At 71.9% G+C, this 25,377-nt stretch carries 28 protein-coding genes; 14 read left to right on the top strand and 14 right to left on the bottom strand.

The window, feature by feature from the left end; all coding sequences use genetic code 11:
- The first annotated feature begins 59 nt into the window (after positions 1 to 59).
- Both efeO and efeB read left to right on the top strand, forming a co-directional pair.
- A complete protein-coding gene (gene efeO / locus FRCN3DRAFT_RS50950; protein WP_051466110.1) occupies positions 60 to 2,288 on the top strand; it encodes an iron uptake system protein EfeO in 2,229 nt (742 codons plus the stop codon).
- Between the two features lie 161 nt (positions 2,289 to 2,449).
- A complete protein-coding gene (efeB, locus tag FRCN3DRAFT_RS0202530) occupies positions 2,450 to 3,733 on the top strand; it encodes an iron uptake transporter deferrochelatase/peroxidase subunit (protein WP_007514351.1) in 1,284 nt (427 codons plus the stop codon).
- 93 nt (positions 3,734 to 3,826) lie between these two features.
- Here efeB and FRCN3DRAFT_RS0202525 read toward each other — a convergent pair whose 3' ends face one another.
- The gene (locus FRCN3DRAFT_RS0202525) at positions 3,827 to 4,681 is read right to left on the bottom strand and encodes a TylF/MycF/NovP-related O-methyltransferase (protein WP_007514350.1); all 855 of its coding nucleotides are present in this window, start codon (positions 4,679 to 4,681) and stop codon (positions 3,827 to 3,829) included.
- A gap of 584 nt (positions 4,682 to 5,265) precedes the next feature.
- Here FRCN3DRAFT_RS0202525 and FRCN3DRAFT_RS0202520 point away from each other — a divergent pair.
- From FRCN3DRAFT_RS0202520 to FRCN3DRAFT_RS0202510, 3 genes are all read left to right on the top strand, one after another.
- A complete protein-coding gene (locus FRCN3DRAFT_RS0202520) occupies positions 5,266 to 5,961 on the top strand; it encodes a TMEM165/GDT1 family protein (protein WP_007514348.1) in 696 nt (231 codons plus the stop codon).
- A gap of 56 nt (positions 5,962 to 6,017) precedes the next feature.
- Positions 6,018 to 6,725 carry a pentapeptide repeat-containing protein gene (locus FRCN3DRAFT_RS0202515; RefSeq protein ID WP_035924243.1) on the top strand — a complete coding sequence of 236 codons (708 nt, stop codon included), beginning with the start codon at positions 6,018 to 6,020 and terminating at the stop codon, positions 6,723 to 6,725.
- Positions 6,726 to 6,931: 206 nt separating this feature from the next.
- On the top strand, positions 6,932 to 7,339 hold the full coding sequence (locus FRCN3DRAFT_RS0202510) for a hypothetical protein (protein WP_007514344.1): 408 nt from the start codon (positions 6,932 to 6,934) through the stop codon (positions 7,337 to 7,339).
- Positions 7,340 to 7,451: 112 nt separating this feature from the next.
- On the opposite strand, the gene FRCN3DRAFT_RS55790 is transcribed toward FRCN3DRAFT_RS0202510, so the two are convergent.
- Positions 7,452 to 8,045: a hypothetical protein gene (locus FRCN3DRAFT_RS55790; RefSeq protein ID WP_007514343.1), complete on the bottom strand. Its 594-nt coding sequence runs from the start codon at positions 8,043 to 8,045 to the stop codon at positions 7,452 to 7,454.
- Between the two features lie 467 nt (positions 8,046 to 8,512).
- Here FRCN3DRAFT_RS55790 and FRCN3DRAFT_RS0202500 point away from each other — a divergent pair, with 467 nt between their 5' ends.
- Positions 8,513 to 8,893, top strand: a complete 381-nt coding sequence (locus FRCN3DRAFT_RS0202500; RefSeq protein WP_007514341.1) for an STAS domain-containing protein — start codon at positions 8,513 to 8,515, stop codon at positions 8,891 to 8,893.
- A gap of 127 nt (positions 8,894 to 9,020) precedes the next feature.
- Here FRCN3DRAFT_RS0202500 and mshD read toward each other — a convergent pair whose 3' ends face one another.
- Together mshD and FRCN3DRAFT_RS0202490 are read right to left on the bottom strand one after the other, a co-directional pair.
- Positions 9,021 to 10,073, bottom strand: coding sequence for a mycothiol synthase (mshD, locus tag FRCN3DRAFT_RS0202495; protein WP_007514339.1), 1,053 nt, complete (start codon positions 10,071 to 10,073; stop codon positions 9,021 to 9,023).
- Between the two features lie 132 nt (positions 10,074 to 10,205).
- Positions 10,206 to 10,952 (bottom strand): winged helix-turn-helix transcriptional regulator, encoded by a 747-nt coding sequence (locus FRCN3DRAFT_RS0202490; RefSeq protein ID WP_007514337.1) that lies wholly within the window; start codon positions 10,950 to 10,952, stop codon positions 10,206 to 10,208.
- A gap of 95 nt (positions 10,953 to 11,047) precedes the next feature.
- On the opposite strand from FRCN3DRAFT_RS0202490, the gene FRCN3DRAFT_RS0202485 reads away from it, so the two are divergent.
- From FRCN3DRAFT_RS0202485 to FRCN3DRAFT_RS54740, 6 genes are all read left to right on the top strand, one after another.
- On the top strand, positions 11,048 to 12,034 hold the full coding sequence (locus FRCN3DRAFT_RS0202485; RefSeq protein ID WP_106410358.1) for an alpha/beta fold hydrolase: 987 nt from the start codon (positions 11,048 to 11,050) through the stop codon (positions 12,032 to 12,034).
- 7 nt (positions 12,035 to 12,041) lie between these two features.
- Positions 12,042 to 12,305, top strand: coding sequence for a MoaD/ThiS family protein (locus tag FRCN3DRAFT_RS0202480; RefSeq protein ID WP_007514333.1), 264 nt, complete (start codon positions 12,042 to 12,044; stop codon positions 12,303 to 12,305).
- A gap of 230 nt (positions 12,306 to 12,535) precedes the next feature.
- A complete protein-coding gene (locus FRCN3DRAFT_RS42265) occupies positions 12,536 to 13,552 on the top strand; it encodes a hypothetical protein (RefSeq protein WP_007514331.1) in 1,017 nt (338 codons plus the stop codon).
- Between the two features lie 10 nt (positions 13,553 to 13,562).
- Entirely contained in the window at positions 13,563 to 14,327 is a 765-nt protein-coding gene (locus tag FRCN3DRAFT_RS0202470; protein ID WP_007514329.1) for an LmeA family phospholipid-binding protein, read from the top strand.
- 47 nt (positions 14,328 to 14,374) lie between these two features.
- Positions 14,375 to 14,737 carry a DsrE family protein gene (locus FRCN3DRAFT_RS0202465; RefSeq protein ID WP_027140184.1) on the top strand — a complete coding sequence of 121 codons (363 nt, stop codon included), beginning with the start codon at positions 14,375 to 14,377 and terminating at the stop codon, positions 14,735 to 14,737.
- 215 nt (positions 14,738 to 14,952) lie between these two features.
- A complete protein-coding gene (locus FRCN3DRAFT_RS54740) occupies positions 14,953 to 15,165 on the top strand; it encodes a hypothetical protein (protein ID WP_007514325.1) in 213 nt (70 codons plus the stop codon).
- A gap of 142 nt (positions 15,166 to 15,307) precedes the next feature.
- On the opposite strand, the gene FRCN3DRAFT_RS0202455 is transcribed toward FRCN3DRAFT_RS54740, so the two are convergent.
- The 5 genes from FRCN3DRAFT_RS0202455 to FRCN3DRAFT_RS0202440 all read right to left on the bottom strand — a co-directional run bounded on the left by FRCN3DRAFT_RS0202455 (position 15,308) and on the right by FRCN3DRAFT_RS0202440 (position 17,777).
- Positions 15,308 to 15,607, bottom strand: coding sequence for a DUF1416 domain-containing protein (locus FRCN3DRAFT_RS0202455; RefSeq protein ID WP_007514324.1), 300 nt, complete (start codon positions 15,605 to 15,607; stop codon positions 15,308 to 15,310).
- A 2-nt stretch (positions 15,608 to 15,609) separates the two neighbouring features.
- On the bottom strand, positions 15,610 to 16,443 hold the full coding sequence (locus FRCN3DRAFT_RS0202450) for a sulfurtransferase (RefSeq protein ID WP_007514322.1): 834 nt from the start codon (positions 16,441 to 16,443) through the stop codon (positions 15,610 to 15,612).
- The gene (locus FRCN3DRAFT_RS0202445) at positions 16,440 to 16,859 is read right to left on the bottom strand and encodes a DUF4395 domain-containing protein (protein ID WP_007514321.1); all 420 of its coding nucleotides are present in this window, start codon (positions 16,857 to 16,859) and stop codon (positions 16,440 to 16,442) included. The genes FRCN3DRAFT_RS0202450 and FRCN3DRAFT_RS0202445 overlap by 4 nt, the downstream gene beginning before the upstream one ends.
- 116 nt (positions 16,860 to 16,975) lie before the next feature.
- Complete coding sequence (locus FRCN3DRAFT_RS57550) at positions 16,976 to 17,053, bottom strand: Ms5788A family Cys-rich leader peptide (RefSeq protein WP_425343331.1); 78 nt, start codon at positions 17,051 to 17,053, stop codon at positions 16,976 to 16,978.
- A gap of 112 nt (positions 17,054 to 17,165) precedes the next feature.
- Positions 17,166 to 17,777 (bottom strand): thioredoxin family protein, encoded by a 612-nt coding sequence (locus FRCN3DRAFT_RS0202440; RefSeq protein WP_035925904.1) that lies wholly within the window; start codon positions 17,775 to 17,777, stop codon positions 17,166 to 17,168.
- Positions 17,778 to 18,670: 893 nt separating this feature from the next.
- On the opposite strand from FRCN3DRAFT_RS0202440, the gene FRCN3DRAFT_RS0202430 reads away from it, so the two are divergent.
- Positions 18,671 to 19,225 (top strand): nitrobindin family protein, encoded by a 555-nt coding sequence (locus FRCN3DRAFT_RS0202430; protein WP_007514319.1) that lies wholly within the window; start codon positions 18,671 to 18,673, stop codon positions 19,223 to 19,225.
- A gap of 13 nt (positions 19,226 to 19,238) precedes the next feature.
- On the opposite strand, the gene FRCN3DRAFT_RS0202425 is transcribed toward FRCN3DRAFT_RS0202430, so the two are convergent.
- A complete protein-coding gene (locus tag FRCN3DRAFT_RS0202425; RefSeq protein WP_027140183.1) occupies positions 19,239 to 19,754 on the bottom strand; it encodes a type III secretion system chaperone family protein in 516 nt (171 codons plus the stop codon).
- Positions 19,755 to 19,875: 121 nt separating this feature from the next.
- Positions 19,876 to 21,252 (bottom strand): D-inositol-3-phosphate glycosyltransferase, encoded by a 1,377-nt coding sequence (gene mshA / locus FRCN3DRAFT_RS0202420; protein WP_007514317.1) that lies wholly within the window; start codon positions 21,250 to 21,252, stop codon positions 19,876 to 19,878.
- 394 nt (positions 21,253 to 21,646) lie between these two features.
- On the opposite strand from mshA, the gene FRCN3DRAFT_RS0202415 reads away from it, so the two are divergent.
- Entirely contained in the window at positions 21,647 to 22,471 is an 825-nt protein-coding gene (locus FRCN3DRAFT_RS0202415) for a class I SAM-dependent methyltransferase (protein WP_007514316.1), read from the top strand.
- Between the two features lie 55 nt (positions 22,472 to 22,526).
- On the opposite strand, the gene FRCN3DRAFT_RS0202410 is transcribed toward FRCN3DRAFT_RS0202415, so the two are convergent.
- From FRCN3DRAFT_RS0202410 to FRCN3DRAFT_RS0202400, 3 genes are all read right to left on the bottom strand, one after another.
- Positions 22,527 to 23,084, bottom strand: a complete 558-nt coding sequence (locus FRCN3DRAFT_RS0202410; protein WP_007514315.1) for an O-acetyl-ADP-ribose deacetylase — start codon at positions 23,082 to 23,084, stop codon at positions 22,527 to 22,529.
- A 307-nt stretch (positions 23,085 to 23,391) separates the two neighbouring features.
- The gene (locus FRCN3DRAFT_RS0202405; protein WP_027140182.1) at positions 23,392 to 24,339 is read right to left on the bottom strand and encodes an aldo/keto reductase; all 948 of its coding nucleotides are present in this window, start codon (positions 24,337 to 24,339) and stop codon (positions 23,392 to 23,394) included.
- Between the two features lie 165 nt (positions 24,340 to 24,504).
- The gene (locus tag FRCN3DRAFT_RS0202400) at positions 24,505 to 25,155 is read right to left on the bottom strand and encodes a hypothetical protein (RefSeq protein WP_007514313.1); all 651 of its coding nucleotides are present in this window, start codon (positions 25,153 to 25,155) and stop codon (positions 24,505 to 24,507) included.
- Positions 25,156 to 25,377: the final 222 nt, after the last annotated feature.

Genomic DNA, 25,377 nt, shown 5'->3' with positions numbered 1-25,377 from the left:
CGGCCTGCCTTAAGTTAGGTGGTCCTAACTGGATGGGACCTGGGCCCAGTGGAGAGTGCGTGGACAACTTCGTTCCGAACCTACTGATCGGGTTGCGTGAAGGGCTCGAGGCAACGCTGATCGTCAGCATCCTTGCCGCCTACCTGGTCAAGATCGACCGGCGTGACCGGATGGCCCACCTCTCCTTCGGGGTTGGGGCGGCGGTCGCGCTCAGCCTGGCTTTCGGTGCCGCGCTCACGTTCACCTCCGCGAACTTGTCGACCAAGGCGCAGGAGGGACTGGGCGGGATCCTGTCGCTGGTCGCCGTCGTGCTGGTGACCTGGATGGTCTTCTGGATGCGCAAGACGGCGCGCAACCTGTCCGGCGAACTGCGCGGCAAGATGGACGCCGCACTGTCTGTCGGTGCGGGCGCCGTCGTCTTCACCGCGTTTCTCGCGGTCGCCCGCGAGGGCCTGGAGACAGCGCTGTTCCTGTGGGCGACGATCGACTCGACGAACGGCTCGACCGTCGGCCCGATGCTGGGCGCGCTCGTCGGCATCCTGATCGCCATCCTGCTCGGCTACCTGCTCTACAACCGCGTGCTCACGTTCAACCTCGGCAGGTTCTTCACCTGGACGGGTGGCGCGCTGATCGTTGTCGCCGCCGGTGTCGCCGCCTACGGCGTCGGTGACCTGCAGGAGGCCGACCTGCTGCCGGGCCACGAGGCGCTCGCGTTCGACCTCTCCGACCACATCTCGGAGAGCAGCTGGTACGGCGCGCTGCTCAAGGGCATCTTCAACATCAGCCCGGTGTGGTCGTGGGCGCAGCTGGGCGTCTGGCTCGGCTACCTCGTCCCGGTCATGGCGATCTACGTCTGCTACCGCTACCTGTTCAGGTCCCCCGAGCCGGCGGCCGCCCCGGCCCCCGCCACGGCCGAGGCGACGGCCGAGGCAGGCGCGGTTCCGGCCGGGCCGGGCACGGCCCAGACAGACGCCGCCCCGGCCGCCGAGGCCGCCATCCCGACCCAGAGCACCGACTCGCCCAGCGGCCAGCACCGCGACATCCCGGCGCCCGCCGGCAACGACGACACCAGCAAGCCCGCCGACGGCGGCGAGGAAGCAGCTCCCAAGGAGGACGAGGTCATGGGTTGGCGTAGGACGCTCACGACGGTTCCGGTCCTGAGCGTCTCGGTCGTGGGCATGCTCGTGGCTGGTGGGGCGATCGGTTTCGCGCTGAACGGCGGCTCGGACGGCGGCACGGGCGGCACCGCGGCCGGCGCCTCGGTGGTCACCGCCGGCGACGACACATGCGCCTACTCGGGGCCGGCCCTGTCCGCGGGCGCCCACACCTTCAAGGTCTCGAACACCACCGGCAAGGCGATCGAGCTCTACTTCATCGGCGCGAACGACCAAGCCGTCGGCGAGGTGGAGAACGTCGGCCCGGGGACGTCGCGCAACCTGACCGTCGACCTGGCCGAGGGCGACTACACCCTGCGCTGCCGGCCGACCAGTACCACTGGCGACGGCGTGACCTCGAAGCTCACCATCGCCGCGCCCGGTGCGTCCGCCCCGGGCGCCGCCTACGACCCGCGGCTGTACGAGGCCGTCGGCGAGTACCGCGTCTACGTGGAGGGCCAGACCAGTCAGCTGGTCACCGCCACCGAGACGTTCGTCGCGGCGGTCAAGAGCGGCGACGTGGAGGCGGCCAAGCGCCTCTACGCACCGACCCGGGTCTTCTACGAGCGGATCGAGCCGGTCGCGGAAAGCTTCGGCGACCTCGATCCGGCGATCGACGCCCGGGACGGCGACGTCCCAGCGGACGAGTGGACCGGCTTCCACGTGATCGAGAAGGATCTCTGGGTCAACGGGAAGACCTCCGACCCGGCCGTCGCCGACAAGTTGCTCGCCGACGTGAAGAAGCTGCAGACGCTGGTCACCGACGTGAAGCTCACCCCGAGCCAGCTCGGCAACGGCGCGGCCGAGCTGCTCAACGAGGTCGCCACCAGCAAGGTCACCGGCGAGGAGGAGCGGTACTCGCACACCGACCTGATCGACTTCGCCGCCAACGTCGAGGGTGCCCGGGCCGCGTACGAGCCGCTGCTGCCAGTTCTGAAGGACACCGACCCGGAGCTGGCGAAGACCATCGACGCCCGCCTGACCGATGTCGAGAAGGCGCTGGAGCCGTACAAGTCGGGCGACGGCTACGCGGACTACACCTCGCTGAGCGACACCCAGGTCCGAGCACTGTCCGACAAGGTCGACGGCCTGGCCGAGCCGCTGTCCAAGCTGACCGGGGCGGTCGCGGCCTAGCGGGGCGGCCGGACCGGCCCGCCAGTGGGCATCCGCGGCCGGTCCGGCCAACCGCGTTTTCTGGACCAGTCGTAACAAAGGCGCCGTCTGGCGGCCTAGTCAGAAGTCGGGCGGTGCCACCGTCCGGGAGGACGCAGGAACAGGAAGCAGGGGTAAAGAACGTGGCTGGGACACGGGTGTCGCGGCGAGGGCTGTTCGGGCTGGCTGGAGTCGCGGCCGCAGGCGCCGCCACTGCCGGTGGCCTGACCGCCTGCTCGGACGACAAGAGCGGAGGGACCGGGGCCGTCCCCGCCTCGGGGAAACAGCTCGTGGAGTTCCACGGCGCCCACCAGGCAGGGATCGCCACCCCAGCGCAGGACCGGCTGCACTTCGCCGCGTTCGACGTCGTCACCGACAGCCGCGCCGATCTGGTCGAGGTACTCAAGGAATGGACGGCGGCCGCGGCCGCCATGGCCGCGGGTAAGGCGGTCGGCGACGGCGTCGCTGGCGCCCAGGACGCGCCGCCCGACGACACCGGCGAGGCCGAAGGGCTCGCGTCCGGCCACCTCACCCTGACCTTCGGCGTCGGGCCGACCCTGTTCACCACGGCTGCTGGCGTCGACCGGTTCGGACTCGCCAGCCGCCGGCCGGCCGCGCTGGTCGACCTGCCCGCCTTCCCGCTCGACGCCCTCGAGCCGGCGCGCTGCGGCGGGGACCTCGCCGTCCAGGCCTGCGCCGACGACCCGCAGATCGCCGTGCACGCCGTGCGCAACCTGGCCCGGATCGGCCGGGGCGTCGTCGCGGTCCGCTGGTCCCAGCTCGGGTTCGGCCGCACGGCGTCGACCAGCTCCAGCCAGGCGACGCCGCGCAACCTGATGGGGTTCAAGGACGGCACGAACAACATCCACGCCGAGCAGCCGGCCAAGCTCGACGAGCACGTCTGGGTCGCCCCCAACGATGAGAAGAGCGCCGCCGCGTGGATGGCCGGCGGGTCGTACATGGTGACCCGCCGGATCCAGATGCTCATCGAGCGCTGGGACCGCACCTCACTCGCCGAGCAGGAGACCACCTTCGGTCGCACCAAGGTCGTCGGCGCGCCGTTCGGCCGCACCGGTGAGTTCGACGCCGTGGACCTCAAGGGCCACACGGCGGACGGCGAGCTGGTCATCCCGGCGGACGCGCACATCCGCCTGGCCTCGCCGGACACCAACGGCGGCCATGCGATCCTGCGCCGCGGCTACTCGTTCACCGATGGCAGCGATGGCCTCGGCCACCTGGACGCCGGCCTGTTCTTCATCGCCTTCCAAAGAGACCCGCGCAAACAGTTCATCCCGCTCCAGACGCGGCTGGCGAACTCGGACGCGCTCAACGAGTACATCGAGCACACGGGCAGCGCGATCTTCGCCGTCCCGCCCGGCGTCGCCGCCACCGGCGGCGACTACTGGGGGCGCGGCCTGTTCACCTGAGCGGTGTCCGGTGCGGTGGGCGCTGCGCTGGTGCGTCGCCGCCGGAGCGGCCCGTCCTCCCTTCGCGCGGCGAGGACGGGCCGGCGCGCGGCGTCAGGAGGCCCGGGCGCCAACGGATGACGGAGTGGGCTTCGCCAGCGCGGGGAGCGCACCGGTCGCTGGGACCACGCCGATCGCGCCGCCCTCCGGGCCGAGGCGGGTGAGCAGCAGCGGGATCTGGTGGGTCGCGATGTAGGCGTCGACGGCCTGCTGGGAGCCCTTCCACCAGCCGTAGTCATCGATGATCAGCACCCCGCTCGGGCTGATCCGCGGGAACAGGTGCTCCATCTCGTGCCGGGTCGACTCGAACCAGTCGGTGTCCAGGCGCAGCAGCGCGATCTGCTCCGGGGCGCCGGCAGGCACCGTGTCCTCGACCATGCCCTTGACAAAATGGATCTTGTCGGCGGGGTAGCCGATCCGTGCGATGTTCTCCTTGACCTGCTCCAGCGGCACGATCGACCAGGCTGACGCCGGGTCGTCCGGGTCGGAGTTGGCGAGCAGGTGCTCGGCGGTCTGCCCGTCCGGCGCTACGTCGGCACCGGTCGGCGGCGTCATGCCTTCGAAGGTGTCGAACAGGTAGAGATGGCGCGAGGTGTCCCCGAGCTGCAGCAGCGTGCGCGCGGCCGCCATCGACGAGCCGCCGGCCCACACGCCGCACTCGACGATGTTGCCGGGAATCTTGTTCGTCACCAGGTAGCGGACGGCCTGGATGAGACCGAAGACCTTCGACGGGTCGGTCATCGTGTAGGGGGACGTCTCGCGGATGGTCGCGACTGCCAGGGCATCCATGCCGGCGGCGTCGAACCCCGGACGGCGGCGGACGACGTCGAAGCCAGTCTGCTGTACCGCCTTACGCAGGGTCGTCTTAGCCTGGTCGGCGTACGCCTTTACTTGTTTCTTGGAAGCCATGCGCCTCTCCTCGACGGACGGGCTGTACGCCGCTCGCTGCGCCCCCGTGCGATATTCGCGCAGGCTCGGCCGAGCGATGATGTCATAGCGGCCAGCGGTCCTGTCAGCCGGTTGTCGGCGAACCGGCACGGGATGCCAAAGCGGAGATCCTTCGTCCGGGTCGGTGGTTCTGTCACCTGTCGCCGGTCTTGGGTGGTCCTGGGCGGCCCGGGCCGGGCCTGCCGAGCCGCGGTGGGCGGGACCGGCGGTCGGACGCGGCGGGGCCCAACGCCTGGCGGCGGAGGTGGCGACCCGCGGCGGAAGCGTGGATCCGGAGTGTTGGTTCCGCTCCTCCGGTAAGGTGGCTGGCGAAGGGGAGTAGCCCTACTGCCTGGCGCCAAGGCGCTAGGCAGTCCGGCCGTCGACATACTGGCGGCGTCGCGGGCCAGGCCGATCTTGATCGGCTGAGGCTCGGCGACGCAGGCCCGGCGGTCGGGCCCGGTCGATCTTGAGGTCGACCGGGTGGACGAGACCTTCGATCCGGTTCACGTGCCGGGTCGAAGGGACTCGCGCCCCCGGCCCGGCCTGAGAAGAGAGACCAGGCCGTGAGCCTTACCGCCGCGTTCGTTACTTTCGGCATCATTTTTGTCGCCGAACTGCCCGACAAGACGATGGTCGCGAGCCTTGTGATGGGCAGCCGCTACCGGCCTCTCTACGTCTGGGCCGGGGTGGCCGCGGCATTCCTCGTGCACGTCACGCTGGCCGTCGCCGCCGGCAGCGTGCTCACGCTGCTGCCGCACCGCGTCGTCGACGCGATCTCGCTGGTCCTGTTCGCCGTCGGCGCCGTGCTCGTCTACCGCGAGGGCCGCGCCGAGACCGACGAGACCGACGAGATCGGCCAGACCAGTGGGGCCGGCTCGATCCAGGAGAGCCGCGCCGTCGACGTCCGCCCGTCGGCCGGTGAACCGGCACCCACCGAGGCCGCGGTCGCTTCCGAGGAGCGGGAAAGCCCGGCATCTCGTGGCTTCTGGCGAGTGGCGGCGACCTCGTTCACCGTCATCTTCCTGGCCGAGATGGGCGACCTGACTCAGATTTCCACGGCGAACCTGGCCGCCCGGTTCGGTTCGCCGGTGACGGTCTGGCTTGGCGCGTTGCTCGCGCTGTGGTCGGTGGCGGCGATCGCCATCGCCGGTGGTCGCGGCCTGCTGCGGGTCGTTCCGGTAAAGGTCATCACGAGGATCGCGGCGGCTGCCTTCGTGATCCTGGCGATCCTCAGCCTCATCGACGTGATCCGCGGCTGAGTCGCGGGGCGGAGGCCAGACCGAGACGTGTCGGCGGCGTCCGGGATGCTGATGCCATGGCGACCACGCGGCGACGCAGTGACCCGTGGACTCCGGTGGTACCTGACCTGCCGCCTGAGCCAACCCGGCCGGCCGGCGGCGGCGACGGCGGCGGTGGTGGTGGTCGGGGGCTGGCGGAGACGATCGAGTTGGCGGAGCTGCTTGCCGAGGCCGGCGACGGCGACGGGCGTGACCTCCGGCTGGTTGGCGTCCGGGTGGCCGCGCTGCGGGTGGTCGGCGGGCAGCTTGCCGGCGTGACTCTGCGGGACGTGGCGGTGCGGGACGTCGCGCTGGCCGGCACCGTCGTCGACGGCGGCGCGGCGACCAGGGTGACGGTCGACGGCGGCCGGCTTTCGGGGGCCGTCTGGGTGGACGGCGAGATCCGCGACGCGCGGCTGACCGACGTGCGCGCGGACGGCCTGACCCTGCGGTTCTGCCGGTTGCACCGCTCCCGGTTCGAGGGCTGCGACCTGACCGGCCTGGACCTGACGCGTGCCCGGCTCGACCATGTCGAGTTCGTCCGCTGCGATCTGACGGGCGCCGACTTCACCGGCGCGACCGTCGCCGCGGCCCGCTTTGCCGACTGCCGGTTCGACCGGCTGACGGGCGCGAGTGGCCTCGCCGGCGCCGAGATCGACGCCGGCGGCCTCATGGGTCTGGCGCCGTCGCTCGCCGTTGCCCTCGGCATCACCGTCCTCGCGGACCCGGCGACGTCCCGGGCCTAGGCCTGGCTCGCCGTCCGGTCGGAAAGTCCTTCTTGTGTTCGATGGGTGACTTTATCCATACGGAGCGTTTCGACCCGGTGTCCAGGCCTCAGGGCCCCCGTGCTTATATCGGTGCGTCGAGTGGGTCGGCGGTGCTGGGCATCGAGGTTGCGAGGCCGCACGGCCGGGCCGACGGAGGTCGCCGGGAAGGGCGAGGGAGCCGGGACATGGGTGAGACCGTGGACGATGGGGCCTGCGGCGAGTGGCAGCGGGTGCCGGAGGAGATCGTGCAGCGGCTGGGTGACGTGCCGGGTGCCGCCTATGAGGTGCCCGATGAGGTGACCTGCGCGTTGGAGGGCGGTCACGAGGGCAACCACACGGCCGTGCTGCAGGGCTGGGGCGACGACGAGGTGTGGCTGCTCTGGGCGGTGCCGAAGACCGTCGTGAACCCGAGCTGTCGGGCGGATGGGCTGACCTGCCTGCTTCCCGCTGGGCACGCCGGCCGCCACCATGTGATCATGGCGGACGTCGTCGAGGACGAGGGGCCGTACTGGGTCGACGACCGCGCGGAGCTCGACGCCCGGCTCGCCGCGAGCCAGGCGGGGCCGGACCGCGGGTCCGCCAAGCCCGCGTAGGAACTCGCCAGCCCGGCCCCGGCCCCCGGTCCTTGGCACTCGGGATCCGTCCGGCACCCGGGATCCTTCTGTGGGGTTCCCGCTCGGTGACGCTCGGGATCCCGCGGGCTCGCTATGCGTTCGCGCGTGGCGTCGTCGCGAAGATCAGGACGACGTCGGCGTCGGCGCCGAAGTCGACCAGCTCCGCGGATGACGGCAGCGTGCCGAGCGCGTCGCGCAGCTCGGCGGCGCTCGCCCCTTCGCTGGCCGTGACCGTGTGCATCATCGCCAGGCCGTCGTCCTCGCCGTCCTCGCCGTCCTCGCCGATCTTGTAGTTCTTGTCGTTCTCGTCCGGAATGACGCCGTCCCCGCTCGCCGTCGCGGCCGCCGGGTCCGCGGGCTCGGTGCCAGCCAGATTGGGCCGACCCGGCTTCCCTCCCGGGAGACGGTCCGAGCCGCCGTCCGGGTGCGCGGGGGTGGCGGTGACGGCCAGCACGGCGGCGGACGACAGCGCCTCCGCCAGTCGCCGGGCCTCCACGGGTAGCAGGTACACCGCGTTGAGGACATCCAGCAACGACGACTGCAGTCGCAGGACGACGACGCGGGTCGCGTCGTCGATGCCCGGCTGGGTGCCGACCGTGACGGCGCTCCCGTCGAGCTCGCTCACGAGCGTGAGCGGCTTCGTGGGCGCGCCCGGCCGGGGGGCAAGGGCCTGTTCATCGCACATGGCCCCAAGGTCGCACCCGCGCTCGCCTGATCCCACCCCGCGCGGCGGGGAGCTTTTCGCGCTCGGCCGCGCCCGGCCGAAACGAAACCGGGGCGCGGAGGATTGACGGTTGGTCTTCTGTCGTGCACCGAGCGTCAAAACGAAGGGTGAACTCCGCTGACGGGGTGTGAGTCCTGTCGAGGAGGGGTACGACGCTGCTCGGTGACGGGCCTTGCATCCCGCTACGTCACCGACCGAGGTATCCGAACCTGATCACCGTCACGACTACGGTGACCCGGGCCAGGAGCTCTGCCGATCTGCTATCGCCAAGTCAGCGTTGTTCCTTGGCGATGAGCTGATGAGGCGGGTAGCTGGATCGCGCCTGTTCGGGCGTGCACGACGCGAGGCTGTTTCGGCCGCTCCCCGCGCCGCCAGGACGAGGCCGCGTGTCCGCCGGGACGTCCCGGATGGACGTTAAGGCGGGAGCAATGATCCTGAGAGTGCGAGTCGAAGTTACGGGTCCGCATGCAATCGTGATCTGGCCCGAGGGGGACGTCGATTACTCCTCCCTCGATCCACTACGGGAAGCCCTTATGGATGCCCGGATGGCGGGCGTCAGCGAGATCGTCGTTGATTTCACCGAAGTGGGGTTCCTGGACTCGCAGGGCCTGGCTGTCATCCTTTACGCCCACCGGCGGCAGCGCTCCACCGGCGGTCGCCTGATCCTGCGCAACCTCAACGACATGGCCCGGCGCCTGTTGCACGTGACGAACCTGACCACGGTGCTCGACGTCGAGGGCGGCGTGGGCGAGCGGCCGACGGCAGCGGCCGCGGCCGCCGCGTCGCGCGCGGCCTTCCGCGACGAGTAACCCGAACGGACGCCGCCGCGGGAAGGCCCCGCCGTCATGCCTGACTGGCATGCGTCCCGGGCTGGCGTGGCCTGCGTGGGTCGCGTGGCTGGCGTGACGCCGCGGCTGGTGGCGGCCGGCCGGGAGGTCAGCTGACGGCGACGTGCCGGCGGTACTGCGCGTCGACGGCGTAACGGGTGAAGCCAAGGCGTTCGTACATCCGGACCGCGTGGGCGTTGTCCTCGTCGGCGTAGAGCATCACCGTGGCGAGGCCGCGGCCGCGCAGGTAGCGCAGCCCGGCCAGGGTCAGCGCGCGGCCCAGCCCTCCGCCGGCGCCCGCCGGGTCGACCCCGACGACGTAGACCTCTCCGACCGCAGGCGCCTGGCCCTGTCCGGGCCGACCGCCGGGCGGGGCCGGATCCTCGGCGTGCACCTTCGTCCAGTGGAACCCGATCAGCTCGCCGTCCCGCTCGGCCAGGAAGAAGCCCGCCGGATCGAACCAGGGCTCCGCCTCGCGCGGCAGCAGGTCCTGCTCGGTCCAGCGGCCCTGCTCAGGGTGGCTGGCGAACGCGCGGGCGTTGAGCGCGAGCCAGGCCTGCTCGTCGCGGCCCGGCTCGAACTCCCGCACGGTCACGCCCGCGGGCCACGTCGGCTCGGGTAGCTCGTCCTTGGCGGGCTCGTCCTGGGCGGACCCCGCGTCGGCGACGAGCGGACGGCGCAGCTGCAGCAGCACTCGGCCACGCTCGAACCCCACGCGCGCCGCGAGCGCGGCCGCGGCCGCCGAGTCGCCGTGCGCCCAGAGGCTCAGGGTCGCCGGGCTCGCGGGCGCCGCGACCTCGGCCGATGACTCGCCGGCCGCACGCTGGAGGAGGGCCTCGACGAGGGCGGACCCGACTCCCCGGCGCCGCCGGTCCGGGCGGACGACCAGCTCCGCCTCCCACGCGCCGTCACCAGCGTGGGCGAGGTGCGCATAACCGGTCACGTCGCTCGCGGCCGAGCTCGCGGCCGACCCGCCAGCGGCCGGATCGGTGGCGAGCAGGTGGAACCGGCCTGGCGTCGGGCCCGCCCCTGGCCGGACCGTCAGGGCGACGTCATCGGAGACCGGCCCGACACCATCGGCGGCGTGCGCGGCCGCGACGACCGAGTTCACCTCGGCGGACTCGGCCGCCGTCAAACTGTCCGACCAGCCCAAAGACGTCACAGGCAGACGGTAACCACCCGGATGGCGCCGCGCACCCGTCGAGCAAGCAACCTAAGACGACCGTGCTTTTGGGGCGCGCGACGTCCGCGCGCCCCAAAACCACGGTCGCGAAGCGAGCTTTCTCAGACTGGCTCAGACACGCTCGGGGGTGCGCAGCTCGTCGCGCTCGACGCGCCCGGCGGCGTTCGAGTCGGGCAACGGAGTGATCGGCGGGGCGACGAACTTGTAGCCGACGTGCCGCACGGTGCCGATCATCGACTCGTGCTCGGCGCCCAGCTTGGCGCGCAGCCGGCGGACGTGGACGTCCACCGTGCGGGTACCGCCGTAGTAGTCGTAGCCCCAGACTTCCTGCAGCAGCTGGGCGCGGGTGAAGACCCGGCCGGGGTGCTGGGCGAGGTACTTGAGCAGCTCGAACTCCTTGAAGGTGAGCTCGAGGGGCCGGCCGCGCAGTTTCGCCGAGTAGGTCGTCTCGTCCACGGAGAGGTCACCCGAGCGGATGACGCCGGCCTCCGCGGTGCCGCCGGCGGCGGCCACCCGGCCGATCGCGAGCCGCAGCCTGGCCTCGACCTCCGCCGGGCCGGCCGTGTCGAGTACCACGTCGTCGACGCCCCAGTCCGCGGACACGGCGGCCAGGCCGCCCTCGGTGACCAGGGCGAGCAGTGGGGTGGTCAGGCCGGTGGTGCGCAGCAGGCGGCAGAGACCACGGGCGATGACGAGCTCGCGGCGGCCGTCGACGGCGATAACGTCGACCGGCGGGGCGTCGAGCAGGGCGCTGGCCTCCAGCGGGGCGACACGCACGGTGTGGGTGAGCAGCCCCAGCGATGGGAACGACTCGGCGGACGGACCTGGGGCGTTGGTGAGCAAAAGGACGACGCTCAAGACGACTCCTCCATGTGCGGCGGATGGTGGTGGGGCAGCGTCGACCCAAGTGGAGCGGTGTTACCGAACCCGGGCGTCTCACGACCGTCATGGGCATGAAACGCACATCGGTACGTGAGGAGGATAGCGGAGTGCTCCACCGCGCTCCCACCGTCTACCGGCTTCTTCCGACGGCCGATGCTGAGATCCTGGCCACTGCATTTCTCGATCAGGGCTCTTTGGTGGGGTCCGTCACCCCGCCAACAGCGGTCGTGCTGGTCGCGGGCTTCTCCGGGACGATCCGCCGACCAGCCGTACGGTCCGTGGCGGAGGGCCTGCGGTGGCACGCGGGCGTGCTCATGGTCGAGACGCGTGGTCACGGCAGGTCGACGGGTGCCTGTACGTTCGGCGACCGCGAGGTCTTCGACGTGGACGCGGCTGTCGGTGAGGCCAGGCGGCTCGGGTACGAGCGGGTCGTGACCGTCGGCTGGTCGATGGGCGGCGCGGCGGTGGTCCGGCAGGCGGCGCTCGCGAGCTCGCGAGCGCCCGTGTACGGGCATCGACTGCGCCATCGTCCGGACGCCGTGGTCACGATCAGCGCGACCAGCCGATGGTTCGTGCGTGACACCGCTCCGCTTCGGCGCATCCTCTGGATGGCGGAGACCAGGGCCGGGCGGTTGGTCGCGAGGACGGTCTTCGGAGTACGGATCTCGTCGCGGCCCTGGCCGACGCTCGCCACCGAGCGTCCGTCGGCGCCCGTCGACCTGATCGGCCAGGCGGCCTCGGTCCCGGTACTGATCGTGCATGGCGATCTGGACGGATACTTCACTCTGGACCATCCGCGGGCGCTCGCCGCGGCCGCCGGGCCACGGGCCCGGCTCTGGATCGTTCCTGGTTTCGGGCACGCGGAAACGGGGGCCGTGCCAGGACTCGTCGACCGGGTCGGGAGGTATCTCCCATATCTTCTGGACGGCCACCGGCAGGACTCCGTATTCAGCGTCGATAACCCCTGGGAAACCCCTGTGAAACATATCGGCAACCGGCCCGGGGCGCCGTCCAACCACGGCGCGGCTCACCGCGTCGTTCCTATGGCGGATGGGTGAGGTAATCGTGTCGGGTGTGGCGGAAGTTACCGTTCGGTACTGGGCGGCGGCGCGGGACGCGGCTGGAGTGACCGAGGAGTGCCTGATGGCCGACACGCTGGCCGCGGTGATCGAGGCCGCCGTCGCCCGGCACGGCCAGCGGCTCGCCGATGTGCTGACCCGGTGCTCGTTCCTCGTCGACGAGCAGCCCGCGGGCCGGCGCGACCCGGCGACGGTGGCCCTGCGCCCGGGCAGCGTCGTGGAGGCGCTTCCGCCCTTCGCCGGTGGCTGACGGTACCGGCCGGCCGCCGCCAACCGCCGCCCGCTGATGATCATCGAGGATGTCGGGCAGGCTGCCAGCGGGTGACGTGACAGCATGAGGGGGTGCGTGCCCGCGATCCACGGACCTGCGCGCCCGCCGGATCGGCGGGCGTCGAGCCCTCATCGAACCCACCGCTCCCGGACTCGTCGGCCTTGCCAGCTCGGGCCCCGAAGCGGGCCGCCCGCGACGGCGGATGGTGGGTGACGGCCGCGCTGCTCGGCGCGGCGCTGGCCGCCGCCCTCCCGGCCGCTGCGGCGATGGCAGGCACTCCGGCCCTGGCTGCCGTGCTGCTCGTCGAACAGCTGGTGTTCGGCTGGGCCTGGGTCGCCGTGCTCCGGGCCTCCCGGCCGACGGTGCTGCTGCTCGCGGCGGCGGCGCTCACCGCCGACGGCGCGGTGCTCGGCGCCGCCCACCATGACCTCGGCAGCCTCGCCGGCATCGTCGGTGCCGGGATCGCCGTAGTGATCGTCTACCAGCTGGTCCGCCGCCGCCGCGCCGGTGCCATCCCCGCCACGTCGGACGCCTCCACGCCGCCGGCGGCGGACGCGCCGGCCCGGGCCCGGGTGACGGCCGAGCTCGCGGCCGCGCTCGGTGGCGGCACCCTGGTGGCGTTTCTCGCCGGGCTGCTCGCGCTGCGGGCTCAGCCGGGGGCGCCCGCGCCGGGTGAGCTGCTCGTCGCCATCGGGCTGGCCGGCGCTGGCGGGGCGGTGCTCGTCGCGTGGCTGACCGGCCTGCTGGGCGCTGGGACGCTGGTGGCCGGCGGGCTTGGCCTCGCCGCCGGTACCGGGCTGGGCGCGGCCTACGGTGCGTATACGGACGAGCTGGCGGCCGGCTCGGGCGCGCTGCTCGCCGCTGCCGGCGCGCTCGCCGCGGCGGTGATGGGCGTGCTGATCGCCCGGGCCGGCGCGCCCTCGGCGGTCGTCGCCTCATCCGAGTCGGCGGCAGTGCCGGTCGACGCAGCGGTTGCGCCGAGGGACAAGACGCGGCCTGACCCGCCCGCGCGGTCGGCCACGGCGTCCGAGGGCTTGGGCGCATGGGCTCGGCGGGTCGGTGTCGGAGCGCTCGCGGACCTGCGTTCACCAGGCACACCGCTGCTGTCGGGCGGGGTTCGGGTCGGCCCGCTCGCGACCAAGCCAGTCGCGACCGCGCTGCTCGCGGCGGTGGCTCCACTGACCATCGCGGCACCGCTCATCTATCTGGTCGGACGGCATCTGTAAGGATGATCCGGTGGGCAGTCGGGCAATTCGGATCACAGTCGGTGTCGTCGTCGTTCTCCTGGTGCTGTTGTTCATTGGGGACAGGGTCGCGGCCCGGGTGGTTTCCGGCCAGATAGCGACCGAGGCGCAACGCAGCCAGAACCTGCCGACGAAACCGTCGGTGTCCATCGGCGGCGCGCTGTTCCTGCCCCAGGTCCTGCGCGGCGACTACCAGGACATCGACATCGACGTGCGCGGCAGTGTCCAGAACGGCCTGCGGGTCGATCGGGTGCGGTCGCATCTGGACGGCGTGCACATCCCGCTGTCCGACGTCATCAGTGGCGACGTCAAGAAGATCCCGGTCGACAGCCTGGACGCCGACGTAGAGGTGACCTACCCCGACCTCAACGCCTATCTGGCCACTCAGGGCATGAAGCTGACGGTCGCTCCGGCGGGCTCGGCAATCCGGATCAAGGGCACGGCGAACGTGTTCGGAACGGACTACCCGGTGGAGGGCACGGCGAGTATCGGCGTGGAGCCGGCCGCCTTCACCTTCACCCCGCGAGAGTTGGCCGACAGCGTCACCTCGGCGCTCCCGCCCGCGTGGCACGACGAGATCATCAAGCTGCTGACCATCAGGGTCCCGATCGAGGGGCTGCCCTTCAACCTGAAGCTGACGGCGGTCAACGTCCTGCCCGACCGCATGCGCTTCAGCGCCGCGGGCGAGCACGTCATCCTCGACACGACGACGATCCCGACCGGTACCCCGACGACGGCGCCGTCGCCAGCGGGTTAGTGCGCGGCGACGTCGGTGCAAGGACGACGCCGGTGGAAACTGGTCGCATGACTCGATCGCTCGTCATCAAGGTGACCGCCGGGATGGACGCGCCGGAGCGCTGCTCACAGGCGTTCACCGTCGCCTCCGTGGCCGCCAGCAGCGGGGTGGACGTGTCGCTGTGGCTGACCGGTGAGTCGGCCTGGTTCGCGCTGCCTGGCCGGGCGGCCGAGTTCAGCCTGCCGGAAGCGGCACCGCTGCCCGACCTTCTCGACGCGGTGCTCGCGGCCGGTCGGGTGACGCTGTGTACGCAGTGCGCGGCCCGCCGCTCGATCGGCCCAGACGACGTCATCGACGGGATCAGGATCGCGGGCGCGGCCACCTTCGTGGCCGAGGTGATGGAGGACGGCGCCCAGGCCCTCGTCTACTGACGGCCCTCGTCTACCGGCAGGGCATCGGGCACCCGGCAGGGCATCGGGCACCCGGCGGGGCATCGGGCACCCGGCGGGCACTCGTCTGCTGGTGGGCATTGGGCTACCGGCGGGCGCCGAGTGTCCGTGGACCGGCGCCGTGCTGGACCGCGGACCACTACAGGGGCACTCCGTACTCATCCCGTGACTTTGTGTGGATGAGGTTAGATGATCATATGATGTCCGAGGCGCAGAGTCTGTACGCGGTTATTCAGTACGACGGCGCCGGACGCCAGGACGTCCGGCAGGTGGTCGCGCCCTTTCCCAATCGCGGCGCCGCCGCCACGTTCGCCGTCGACAACGAGATGCGACATTTCACGGTCCGTCCGATGGTTCTCGCCGCCCCGCCCGGCCCACCCTCGATCCCCGCTCCACGCCGCCCGAGCTAGGCAAACTTCGCCGGTTTTCCGTGAAACGCGACGAAGGCGGCGGAGGTCTCCCTCTGCCGCCTTCGCGCTTCTCGTCACAAACCTGGCCAGGAGGCCGACCCGGAATCAGGACCGGCCTGGCCGCCTCATGCCCGGCCTGGCGTTATGCCGCTACCTCGACGCGGGCGTCGACCGGCTCGCCCTGACGGGCGAAGACCTTCTGCTCGCCGCTTCCGCCTGGCACCAGCGCCCGCACGGTCCAGGTGCCCGGGCGGGCGAAGAACCGGAACTGGCCGGTCGCGGAGAGCGGAACCTCGGCGGTGAAGTCGCCGCCCTCGTCGAGCAGCCGCGCGTAGCCGGACGACACCGGCTCGCCGCCCTTGACGACGATTCCCTGGATCACGGTTTCCTTGGCCACGTCAATTCCTTCCGTCGACGGTCCGCCGGCGATAGCTCCACACATGCTCAGGCGCCCTTCTCGATCGGCACGCCGACGAGCGCGCCGTACTCGGTCCAGGAGCCGTCGTAGTTCTTCACGCCCGGCAGGCCGAGCAGCTCGTGCAGCGCGAACCAGCTGTGCGCGGAGCGCTCACCGATCCGGCAGTAGGCGATGATCTCCTTGGAGAGGTCGACACCGGCCTCGCTGTAGAGCTCGGTGAGCTCGTTGTTGCTCTTGAACGTGCCGTCCTCGTTGGCGGTCTTCGCCCACGGGATGTTCTTCGCCGTCGGGATGTGCCCGGCCTTCTGCGACTGCTCCTGCGGGAGGTGCGCCGGGGCGAGCAGCTTGCCGGCGAACTCGTCAGGCGACCGTACGTCGACGAGCGCCTTCTCACCGATCGCGGCGATGACCTCGTCGCGGAAGGCGCGGATGTCGGTGCGCGCCTCCTTGGCCTTGTACTGGGTCGCCGGCCGGGCCGTGACCTCGGTGGTCAGCTCGCGGCTGTCGAGCTCCCACTTCTTGCGGCCACCGTCGAGCAGCCGGACGTCGGCGTGGCCGTACAGGCTGAAGTACCAGTAGGCGTATGCGGCGAACCAGTTGTTGTTGCCGCCGTAAAGCACGACGGTCTGGTCGTTCGAGACGCCCTTGCCGGACAGGAGGGCCTCGAAGGCCTCCTTGTTGACGAAGTCACGGATGATCGGGTCCTGCAGCTCGGACTTCCAGTCCAGCCGGACGGCGCCCGGAATGTGGCCCTTGTCGTAGGCGGACACGTCCTCGTCGACCTCGACGAACACGACCGACGGGTCGGTCAGGTGCGCCTCGGCCCACGTCGCGTCAACCAGCGCCTGCTCGCGGCTCATGCGCGGGCTCCTCTCGCGTTGATGGATCGGATGAACAAGAAAAGATGACAGCCGAGACAGAACTCGAACGCGGCGTTCAGGAACGCGGCGGCGAAGGCGAAGGCCGTCGCCACATATCCCAGCGCGTCGAGCCCGGTCAGGAATCCGACGACGCCGACCGCGGCGAAGACGGCCCCGACGGCCTGGGCGAACCGGGGCGGAGCGGGGTCCTCGGTGGTGGCCGGGGGCCCCAGCCGCGGCCGGATCAGGTGCCGGAAGACCAGGGCGTACGGCGCGCGGCGCACGCCGCCGACCGCGCCGATGGCGAAGACGACCAGCTGAGCGAGCAACACCCACGGACTGCCGGTGATGAGGGCGACGGCGAGCACGAGCGCGGTGATGGTCGCGGCGAACCGCAGACCTCTGGGATCAACCACAGGGATCTTCTCCTGATAGGCGGGGCAGAGGCGGGTGAGGCCAGATCAGCCGGCGCGGTGGCGAGTGCCCGCCCGGCCAGTCGGCCGATCGCGGACATGCCCGGGCTAACGCCCAATCAGGAAAGTCGACACAAGCAGCTGCCCACGCGGCACAGGTCGACCGCGCGGCGCTTGATCAGATGTGTCGAGAACATAACGGTGCCACGTTAGCAGCGAACGTCACGCAGGTGTTAACGGTTGCGGCCCGAATCGAGTGATTTTTCCAGAAGACCACCGCGGCGATCGCACGGGGGTGGGGTGAGGTCGTCACCACCCGGCGGTGTCGGCCTCGGTCCCGGTCGTGAGCGGGCCCAGGGCGGCGATCACGGCCGCTCGGCCCGGCGGCGCACCACTCGCCCTGCTGATCTCCCGTGCGGCGGCGTCGAGCACCAGCACGGTCGGCGTCCGGCGAATCCCCAGCTGGCGGACCAGCTCGAGGTTGGCCTCCGCGTCGACCTCGACGTGCGCCACGCCCGGCACGATCCGGGCCACGTCGGCCAGCACGGCCCGGGTCGTCCGGCAGGGCGCGCAGAACGCGGTGGAGAACTGCAGCAGCGTCGCCCGCTGCCCGGCCCGCCCTCCGAGCGCCGCCAGCTCCGCCGCGAGCGACCCCGACGAAGGCTCCACCGGCTGATCCTCGACCGCGGCAGTCCCGCCAGGCGCCGTCACAGCGGAGCCGGCATCGAGGCCGACCGGCTCCGGGGCGGTCCCGTCCCGCTCCGAGCCACCGGGCATAGCCAGATCACCCGCCCCACCCGGCGCCGGCGCGTCGACCCGCGCGGCATGAGACGAGCGGAAGCGGCCATCGCGGCGCCGCAACGTCACTCCGATCGCGGTCGCGACGACCACAGCCGCCGCCAGCACCCACAGTCCCGTCACGACACCCACAATGACCACCGGTCCCACCCGAATTCCCGGCAACGCCCGTACGAGCGTCGTTCCCGGTCGACATGGTCCAGCGGGGGTCGGTGCGGAAGGTTGTTGCTGGTTCGCTGTGACATTGGTTCGCTCCGTGCGGGCGGCGCGCTCCGGCCCCGTACTCGCTTCGCTCCCACGGGACCTCCGCGCGCCGTCCTCCTGCGCTCACGGGCGCTCCGGCGACCTCGCTGCGGCCCGGCCCCGGTCGCTCCGCTCCGGGGCCGGGCCTCCGCGAGGCGCGCCTCCGCGCCCACACGGTCACCCGCCGCTGAACGTCACCAAACCGCAACAGGCCCATCTGTAGGGGCCACGTCGCTGCGCTCGTGGAGGCGAAGACCGCACGAGCGAAGCGAAGTGCCCCTACGAGCGCCGTGGTTTCGGGTTGGCGAGGTACAGCGGATCGCAACCGAGCTGGCGCGGAGGCGCACCTCGCGGAGGCTTCCCCACGAGCGAAGCGAAGTGGGGAAGCCGCAGCGAGGTCGCCGGAGCGCCCGTGAGCGCAGGAGGACACGGCCCGGAGGTAGCCCGCGAGCCGCCAGGCGAGCGGGCTGCCGGAGGGCCGTGCCCGCACGGAGCGAACCAGGAACAACCTTCTGCACCGACCCCGGGGCTTGCGAAGCGAGTACGGGGCCGGAGTGCCGTGCCCGCACGGAGCGAACCATAAAGTAGAGCGGTGCAGTACGTGTTCACAGGGTTGTTGGCGGCGGTCGCGTTGCTGATCGGGTGGTGCTCGATGTACGCGGCCTACCGGCTCTACCAGGGCCAACGCTGACCTGCCCGAACAGGATGCAATCCTGCCCGTAGGGCAGGCCAGGAAATGCCGCCAACAGGCGCCGTGACGCGAGGAGAACCAGGTGGCGAGCACGACCGGCCCGGCGCCGAGCGGGACGTCGGTCCCCGACCTGCATCCCAGCCTCGCGCCGTTGGCGTTTCTGATTGGGACCTGGCACGGCTCGGGTGTCGGGGGCTACGAGGACCTGCCGGACTTCCGCTACGAGCAGGAGATCACCTTCCTGTCGACCGGCCGGCCGGCGCTCGCCTACGCGTCGACGACCTGGTGGGCCGACGAGCCGCGGGACGGCCGTGAGCCGGGGAGCCCGCTGGCCACCGAGACCGGCTTCTGGCGGCTGCAGGACGACCCGGACAAGCCCGGAAGCAAGATCGTCGAGGTGTCCCTCGCTCACCCGTTCGGCATCGCCGAGATCTACGTCGGCACGCTGAGCGGCACCAGGATCGAGCTCGACTCGAACGTCGTCGTGCGAACCGCCACCGCCCGCGAGGTCACCCGTTCGGTCCGGCTCTACGGCATCGTCGAGGGCGGCGACCTCGCCTACGCGATCGACATGGAGGCCGGCGGCAAGCCGCTTCAGCCTCACCTCTCCGCCCGCCTGCAAAAGGTCGAGGTCTGACCGCGGGACCGCTCTACTCCTGGGCGCGGGCGGCGCGGGCCTCGGCGGCCACCTTGGCGCGCCAGGCCTTCTCGCGGGCGATCGCCTGGGTGAAGCCGAGCGCGATCGCCGGGTCGAAGTTGTCGTCGGCGTAGGTGCCGGCGCAGCCGAGCAGCCGGTCGATCTCGTCGGCGTTGACCGCCGTCAGCGGCACCTGGCCGGTGAGGAAGATGTCGCCGATCCGGTCGATCGAGAAGTGCACGCCGTAGGTCTTGGCGTTCCGGCTGAGCAGGAACCCGTACGTCCCGGCGACGTTCTCCGCCGGCTTGCGCATGAAGAACGCCTCGACGAGCAGCGTGTGGTCCTGGACGACGAGCCAGGTCATCGTCCGCAGCTTGTGTTCGCCTTCGAGCGTGACCAGGAACGTTCCGACCCCGGGGTGCTCGTAGGCCAGCCCCAGATCGTCGAGCGCGTCTCTGATCACTCCGTCCAGCCGGGCGCGCTCCGCCTCGTCGATCCGCCCCACTGTGCCCACAGATGTCACGGTCATGACCGAGAACCTTCCCTGGTTTCGACCGCTCATACTGCCGGTCCTCGTTGCCAGCGGCGTGCTTCGCCGGACGTGAGCCACTCGACGTTCGGCGTGTTGCTCAGTGTGCGCCGCCGGCCGCTCAGTGTGCGCTACCCGTCAGCCTGCGCCGTCCGCGCGACCGGGTCACCGGCATGGGCATCGGCGCCGGGACGCCCGGCGCGGGGGAGAGGGCGGCGCCGTAGGCGGCGAGGACGCCCGTCGCGGTCGCCGACCAGCCGAAGCTGGACGCGTGCGCCCGGGCGCCGGTCGACAGCTGGCGCCGCCAGCCGGGCTGGGCCAGCAGCCTCGCCAGCACGTCCGCGTAGGCCGCCGGATCGCGCTCGCCGATGAGTACCCCCGACTGCCCGTCGGCGACGGCGGTGCGCAGCCCGCCGACGGCGGCCGCGACCACCGGCGTGCCGCAGGCCTGCGCCTCGATCGCGACCAGCCCGAAGCTCTCGCTGTGGCTCGGGACGATGACGGCGGTGGCCGCGCGGAACCAGTCGGCGAGCTCGGCACGTGGCACCGGGGGGCGAAACAGCACGACGTCGGAGATGCCGAGGTCGGCGGCGAGCTTGACCAGCGCGTCCGGCCGGTCCAGCCCGCTGCCGCTCGGGCCGCCGACCACGGCGACGGTGAGCGACTCACGCAGCCGGCCGTCGCGGCGCAGCAGCTCGGCCGTGGCGTGCAACAGCACGTCGGGGGCCTTCAGCGGCTGGATGCGTCCGACGAACAACAACAGGTGACCGTCCTTCGGCAGCCCGATCCGTCGGCGTGCCGCGGCCTGCTCACCGGGCCGGAAGACCTCCAGATCGACGCCGGGCGCGACGACGTCGACCGCGTGTGGGTCCGCCCCGTAGAGCTCGACGAGATGGCGGGCCTCCTCCGTGGTCGAGGCCACCAGCCGGGTCGCGGCGGCGACCACCTCCTGCTCGCCGAGCACCCGGGCCGTCGGCTCTGGCAGGTCCCCGGCGGCCAGCGAGCGGTTCTTGACCTTCGCGAGCGTGTGCGCGGTGTGGATGAGCGGGACGCCCCAGCGGCGGGCCGCAGTCAGCCCCACCTGGCCGGACAGCCAGTAGTGCGCGTGGACCAGGTCGAACCAGCCGGGCTCCCGCTCCGCCTCGGCGCGCAGCACGTCCGCGGTGAAGGCACATATCAAGGGGGGCAGCTCGGCCCGTTGCATCTCCTCGAAGGGGCCGGCCGGCACGTGCCGGACCGTCACGCCGGGATGGAGCTGCGCCACCGGGGGCAGGCCGCTGTTCGTCGCCCTGGTGAACACCTCGACCTCGGTGCCCAGCGCCGCGAGCTGGCGGGAGAGCTCGACGACGTAGACGTTGAGCCCGCCGGCGTCGCCCGTGCCGGGCTGCTCGAGCGGCGAGGTGTGCATCGACAGCATCGCGACCCGGCGGGGTACGGGACACCGGTCGTGCCGTTGGTGGGCCGGGGACGGTTCGCCTCCGCCTGCGACCAGCTGCACGACCACCTCCACGCACGTACCGCGAACCGGCCGACGGGCATCGCCCCGCTGTAGGACCGTCTCGGCGCTTTGTTACTCGGATATTGCTGACCCGGAAGTTGCAACGTGCGTGTCTGGCCGGGCATGCCCGGGTCTTTCCCGGCGCCCGGGGCGACCAGCCGCGGTGACCGTCCCACGAGGCCGACTGCCCACCTTAGGCGGGTTGTACCGGTACTCCCGCTGGTTTGGGCGGCGCGATCCTCCTCACGTTGGCGCATGTCCATCGCCCGACCGCGGCGCCAGCAGCAACCTGTATCCCCCTGAACGCCGGTGGTCATCCCCGTACCGGCCCGGGGCGGGCGGAGGCAGGACAGTACCGACCAACCGGGCCGGTGCCGTCTGTCAAGGTGGGGAGGTGACGGCGACGGCGCCGGGGCAGCGGCCCCCGCGGCTGGCGGCGGGCCGGGCCCGCGCGCTCGGCCTGCCGACCCGGGGCACGACCGCGCCGAACCGGCTGCGCCGGGTCGACCGTTGGCTGGCGGGAACCCAGGCGCCGCGGCTGCGCGCCGCGGCCGACCCACTCGTCGTCGACCTCGGGTACGGATCGTCGCCGGTCACCGCCGTCGAGCTCTACGACCGGCTACGCGCCATCTGCCCACCAGTGCGGGTGCTCGGCCTCGAGCTGGACCCGGAACGGGTCGCCGCCGCCCAGACCGCCGCCCGTCCGCCCGGCCTCGTCTTCGCCCGCGGCGGGTTCGAGCTCGCCGGCCGGCGCCCGCTCGTCATCCGGGCGATGAACGTGCTGCGCCAGTACGCCGAGCCCGAGGTCGAGCCCGCCTGGCGGACCATGCGGTCCCGCCTCGCCCCCGGCGGCCTGCTCGTCGAGGGCACGTGCGACGAGATCGGCCGCCGCGCCTGCTGGTTCGCGCTGCCCGCCGAAGGCCCGGGGACGTTGACACTCTCCGCGCACCTGCCGAGCCTCGAACGCCCGTCCGAGCTGGCTGAGCGGCTCCCCAAGGCCCTGATCGCCCGCAACACCCCCGGCGAGCCCATCCACGCGCTGCTCATCGCTCTCGACGCCGCGTGGGACCGCGCCGCCAGCTATGCCCCGTTCGGCCCTCGAACCCGTTGGTCCCAGGCCGTATCGACACTCCGCGCCGATGGCTGGGCGATCCACCGAACCCCCCGCCGCTGGCGCCTCGGCGAGCTGACCCTTCCCTGGCCGCCGCCCGCCGCCTGAACCGCCGCGGGGAACGACAGCGCCAGCCCGCGGCTCGATCTTGGCGACCGGCAGGTCACTCACCGGTCTGGGTCCGGGGCCGGGCCCGGCTCAGGGAGTAGGCGGACTCGAAGGCTCGGAGGGCGGCGCGGGTGAAGAGGACGAAACGAACCTCCTCGAGGGACGACGGGGTTTCCACAACGGCCCCGACCGCGATGCGGGCGGCGTCGGCCAACGGCCAGGCGAAGGCGCCCGTGCTCACGGCCGGGAACGCGATCGTGCGGGCCTCCAGGGCCGCCGCGACGCGGATCGCCTCGACGTAGCAGGAGCGCAGCAGCGTCGAACGGTCCGCACGCGTCGAGTAGACCGGGCCGACCACGTGGATGACGTGCCTGGCGGGTAGCTGGCCGGCCGTCGTCGCCACCGCGCCGCCCGCTGGCAGACCTTTGGGGTATTCGGTCTCCCGCAGCCGTCGGCAGGCCGCGAGGATCTCCGGGCCGCCGGCCCAGTGGATCGCGCCGTCCACACCACCACCGCCGAGCAGCGACGAGTTCGCCGCATTGACGATCGCGTCGACCTGCTGCTGGGTGATGTCGCCGTGTACGAACGTGACCTTGGCCGTCGACGAGCTCATCCGAGCCGCTCCTCCCATCAGGACCTGGCTCGATTGTTCTCGCCGCGCACGTGACCGAGTGGCCAAGGCCAGCGAGGGTGGCGTCGCGAGGCCGGCGCCGCGGGGCCGCCCGCGGCGGTTCACCCGGTGGACGCGGCTTCGTGACGCCGGGCGTGGGCAGGCTGGGTGGTGCGCGGCGCCCACCGGCGTGCCTTTCCGCCGACGAGCCGGCGGGCGCTCGCGCGATGTCACTCGGTCACACGAGAGGTGACCATGCGGCTCAGCGCCGTGCCCGCACGGAGCGAACCAGAAGCGGAGCGAACCAGCGTCACCCCCGGTAGGTGGGGGCGATCTTGTCGAGGACGGCCAGGTCGTCGGCGCGGGGCTGCCACGCGCCGGCCGTCGCGTTCGCGCGGACCTGGGCGGCGCTGGTCGCCCCGGCGATGACGGAGGCGACGGCGGGCTGCGCGGCGAGGCCGCCGATCGCCACGTCGAGCAGCGAACGGTCCCGTTCCCTGGCGAACGTCTCCAGGGCCTCGACCTGGTCGAAGACCTCGTCGGTCAGCTCGTCCTGCCGGCCGGCCATCCGGGTACCGGCCGCCGGCGGCTCGTCGCGGGTGTACTTGCCGGTCAGGATTCCGTTGGCGAGCGGGAAGTAGGGCAGGACGCCGATCCCGTACTTCAGCGCCGCCGGCACCAGCTCGGCCTCGACGCCACGCTCCATCAGGTTGTAGTGGTTCTGCGCCGAGATGAACCGGGTGCGGCCCGAGGCTCGCGCCGTCCACTCGGCGTCCGCGGCCTCCCAGCCGTCGAGGTTGCAGGACCCGACATAGCGGATCTTGCCTTCCTTGACCAGCTCGTCGAGGGCTTCGAGCGTCTCCTCGATCGGCGTGACGCCGTCGAGGTTGTGCAGCTGGTAGAGGTCGAGGTAGTCGGTCTGCAGCCTGCTGAGCGAACCTTCGACGGCCTTGCGGATGTAACGGCGCGAGGCGCGTGCCCCATAGTCCGGGCCGTAGACGCCGGCCATGTCGTTGCCGAACTTGGTGGCGAGCACGACCTCGTCCCGGCGGGACCGCAGCACGTGCCCGAGCAGGGTCTCCGAGCCGCCCTTGTTGCCGTAGGTGTCGGCAGTGTCGAAGAAGTTGATGCCGGCCTCGATCGCGGCGTCGACGACGGCGCGGGTGCCGTTGAGGTCGACTCTCGACCCGAAGTTGTTGCAGCCGAGACCGACGACGGAGACCAACAGGCCCGAGTTGCCCAAGGGACGGTAGCGCATGACGGCCATACAACACCCGGACCACGACCGCCTGGCGCCCGGTCCGGCGATTCCCACCCCGGTCGATCGTCCGTCGCCTCGGGATGGCAAGACGTGCCCACCGCCCGCCCACGAGGCCGGCGAGCCTTGGGGCGAGGCGCTCCCGCGCCTCGCCCCAAGGACGTCCTAGCGAGTCGTCCGGCGGGGAAGCGGGGCCTGGCTGACGGCGGCCTTGCTGACGGCGTCCGCCGCCCGGCGAGCCGACGTGCTGGCCGCCTTGGTGCGGCTGACCGCGGTCTTCGTCCGGGTGACCGCCTCCTCGGTGGTGGGGTTGCGGCGGATCTCGGTGACCCGCTTCTCGCCGCGGTTCGCCCACGCGTTGTAGAGCTGGGTGGCCCGGCCCTGCAGACCCGACAGCTGGGCACCGACGGTCTCCGGCAGACCGCGGACCGTGGTGCCGACCTGGGTCGGGACCTTCGCCGCCTCGATCGTCAGCTCGCCGACCCGGTCGGACAGCCGACGCACCTCCGTGCTGGCCGTGGCCGGCAGGGCGCGCAGCTTCTCGACGGCCAGGTCCGCCGCGCCGACGTACGCGTAGAGCGGCTTGCGGACCTCGGACAGCTGGGCCCGGCGCTGGTCCGGCGCGGTCTTCGAGGCCGTCGTCGTGGCGGAGGCGCCCGCGCCGCGCGTCGTGGTGGAGGCGCCGGCGCCCGTGCCGCGCGTCGTGCCGCCCGCGCTCCTCGCGCCGCCGCTGGCCGAGGACTTCGGCGACGCCGCGGTGCTGGTGCGCCTGGTCTTGGCCGTGGACGTGGTGGACGTGGTCCGTTCGGTAGCCATCTGACCTCCTCCGCGAGCAGGACCGGTGGTCCCGCCGCGTATGTGTCTGCTGTTGTCGTCCTAGGGGCGGTGCACCACTTTTCGGGGTCAGTCGGGACACACCGTGATCTGAAGGCGGACGTCGGCGAGCCGGGCGCTCACCGAGCTACGGCTGGGGGGCCGTCGTCGGCGAGGCCTTCCCCGAGGATTCCTCGCCTACACCGCCGGGCCCGCCCGCGGCGG

Source organism: Pseudofrankia saprophytica (assembly GCF_000235425.2).
Classification (GTDB): Bacteria; Actinomycetota; Actinomycetes; order Frankiales; family Frankiaceae; genus Pseudofrankia; species Pseudofrankia saprophytica.
This window is presented reverse-complemented; position numbering and strand designations above follow the sequence as displayed.

What these genes read in the sequence shown, in the direction of transcription:
- FRCN3DRAFT_RS0202515 (WP_035924243.1), top strand. Translation starts at nt 6,018, where the DNA reads ATGGCGACCACGCGGCGACGCAGTGACCCGTGGACTCCGGTGGTACCT.
- FRCN3DRAFT_RS0202465 (WP_027140184.1), top strand. Translation starts at nt 14,375, where the DNA reads ATGACTCGATCGCTCGTCATCAAGGTGACCGCCGGGATGGACGCGCCG.
- FRCN3DRAFT_RS0202405 (WP_027140182.1), bottom strand. Translation starts at nt 24,339, where the DNA reads ATGCGCTACCGTCCCTTGGGCAACTCGGGCCTGTTGGTCTCCGTCGTC.
- FRCN3DRAFT_RS55790 (WP_007514343.1), bottom strand. Translation starts at nt 8,045, where the DNA reads ATGTGCGATGAACAGGCCCTTGCCCCCCGGCCGGGCGCGCCCACGAAG.
- FRCN3DRAFT_RS0202455 (WP_007514324.1), bottom strand. Translation starts at nt 15,607, where the DNA reads ATGTGTGGAGCTATCGCCGGCGGACCGTCGACGGAAGGAATTGACGTG.
- FRCN3DRAFT_RS0202485 (WP_106410358.1), top strand. Translation starts at nt 11,048, where the DNA reads ATGAAACGCACATCGGTACGTGAGGAGGATAGCGGAGTGCTCCACCGC.
- FRCN3DRAFT_RS0202450 (WP_007514322.1), bottom strand. Translation starts at nt 16,443, where the DNA reads ATGAGCCGCGAGCAGGCGCTGGTTGACGCGACGTGGGCCGAGGCGCAC.
- FRCN3DRAFT_RS54740 (WP_007514325.1), top strand. Translation starts at nt 14,953, where the DNA reads ATGATGTCCGAGGCGCAGAGTCTGTACGCGGTTATTCAGTACGACGGC.
- FRCN3DRAFT_RS0202410 (WP_007514315.1), bottom strand. Translation starts at nt 23,084, where the DNA reads ATGAGCTCGTCGACGGCCAAGGTCACGTTCGTACACGGCGACATCACC.
- FRCN3DRAFT_RS0202500 (WP_007514341.1), top strand. Translation starts at nt 8,513, where the DNA reads ATGATCCTGAGAGTGCGAGTCGAAGTTACGGGTCCGCATGCAATCGTG.
- FRCN3DRAFT_RS0202425 (WP_027140183.1), bottom strand. Translation starts at nt 19,754, where the DNA reads ATGACCGTGACATCTGTGGGCACAGTGGGGCGGATCGACGAGGCGGAG.
- FRCN3DRAFT_RS57550 (WP_425343331.1), bottom strand. Translation starts at nt 17,053, where the DNA reads ATGTTCTCGACACATCTGATCAAGCGCCGCGCGGTCGACCTGTGCCGC.
- FRCN3DRAFT_RS0202525 (WP_007514350.1), bottom strand. Translation starts at nt 4,681, where the DNA reads ATGGCTTCCAAGAAACAAGTAAAGGCGTACGCCGACCAGGCTAAGACG.
- FRCN3DRAFT_RS0202510 (WP_007514344.1), top strand. Translation starts at nt 6,932, where the DNA reads ATGGGTGAGACCGTGGACGATGGGGCCTGCGGCGAGTGGCAGCGGGTG.
- FRCN3DRAFT_RS0202400 (WP_007514313.1), bottom strand. Translation starts at nt 25,155, where the DNA reads ATGGCTACCGAACGGACCACGTCCACCACGTCCACGGCCAAGACCAGG.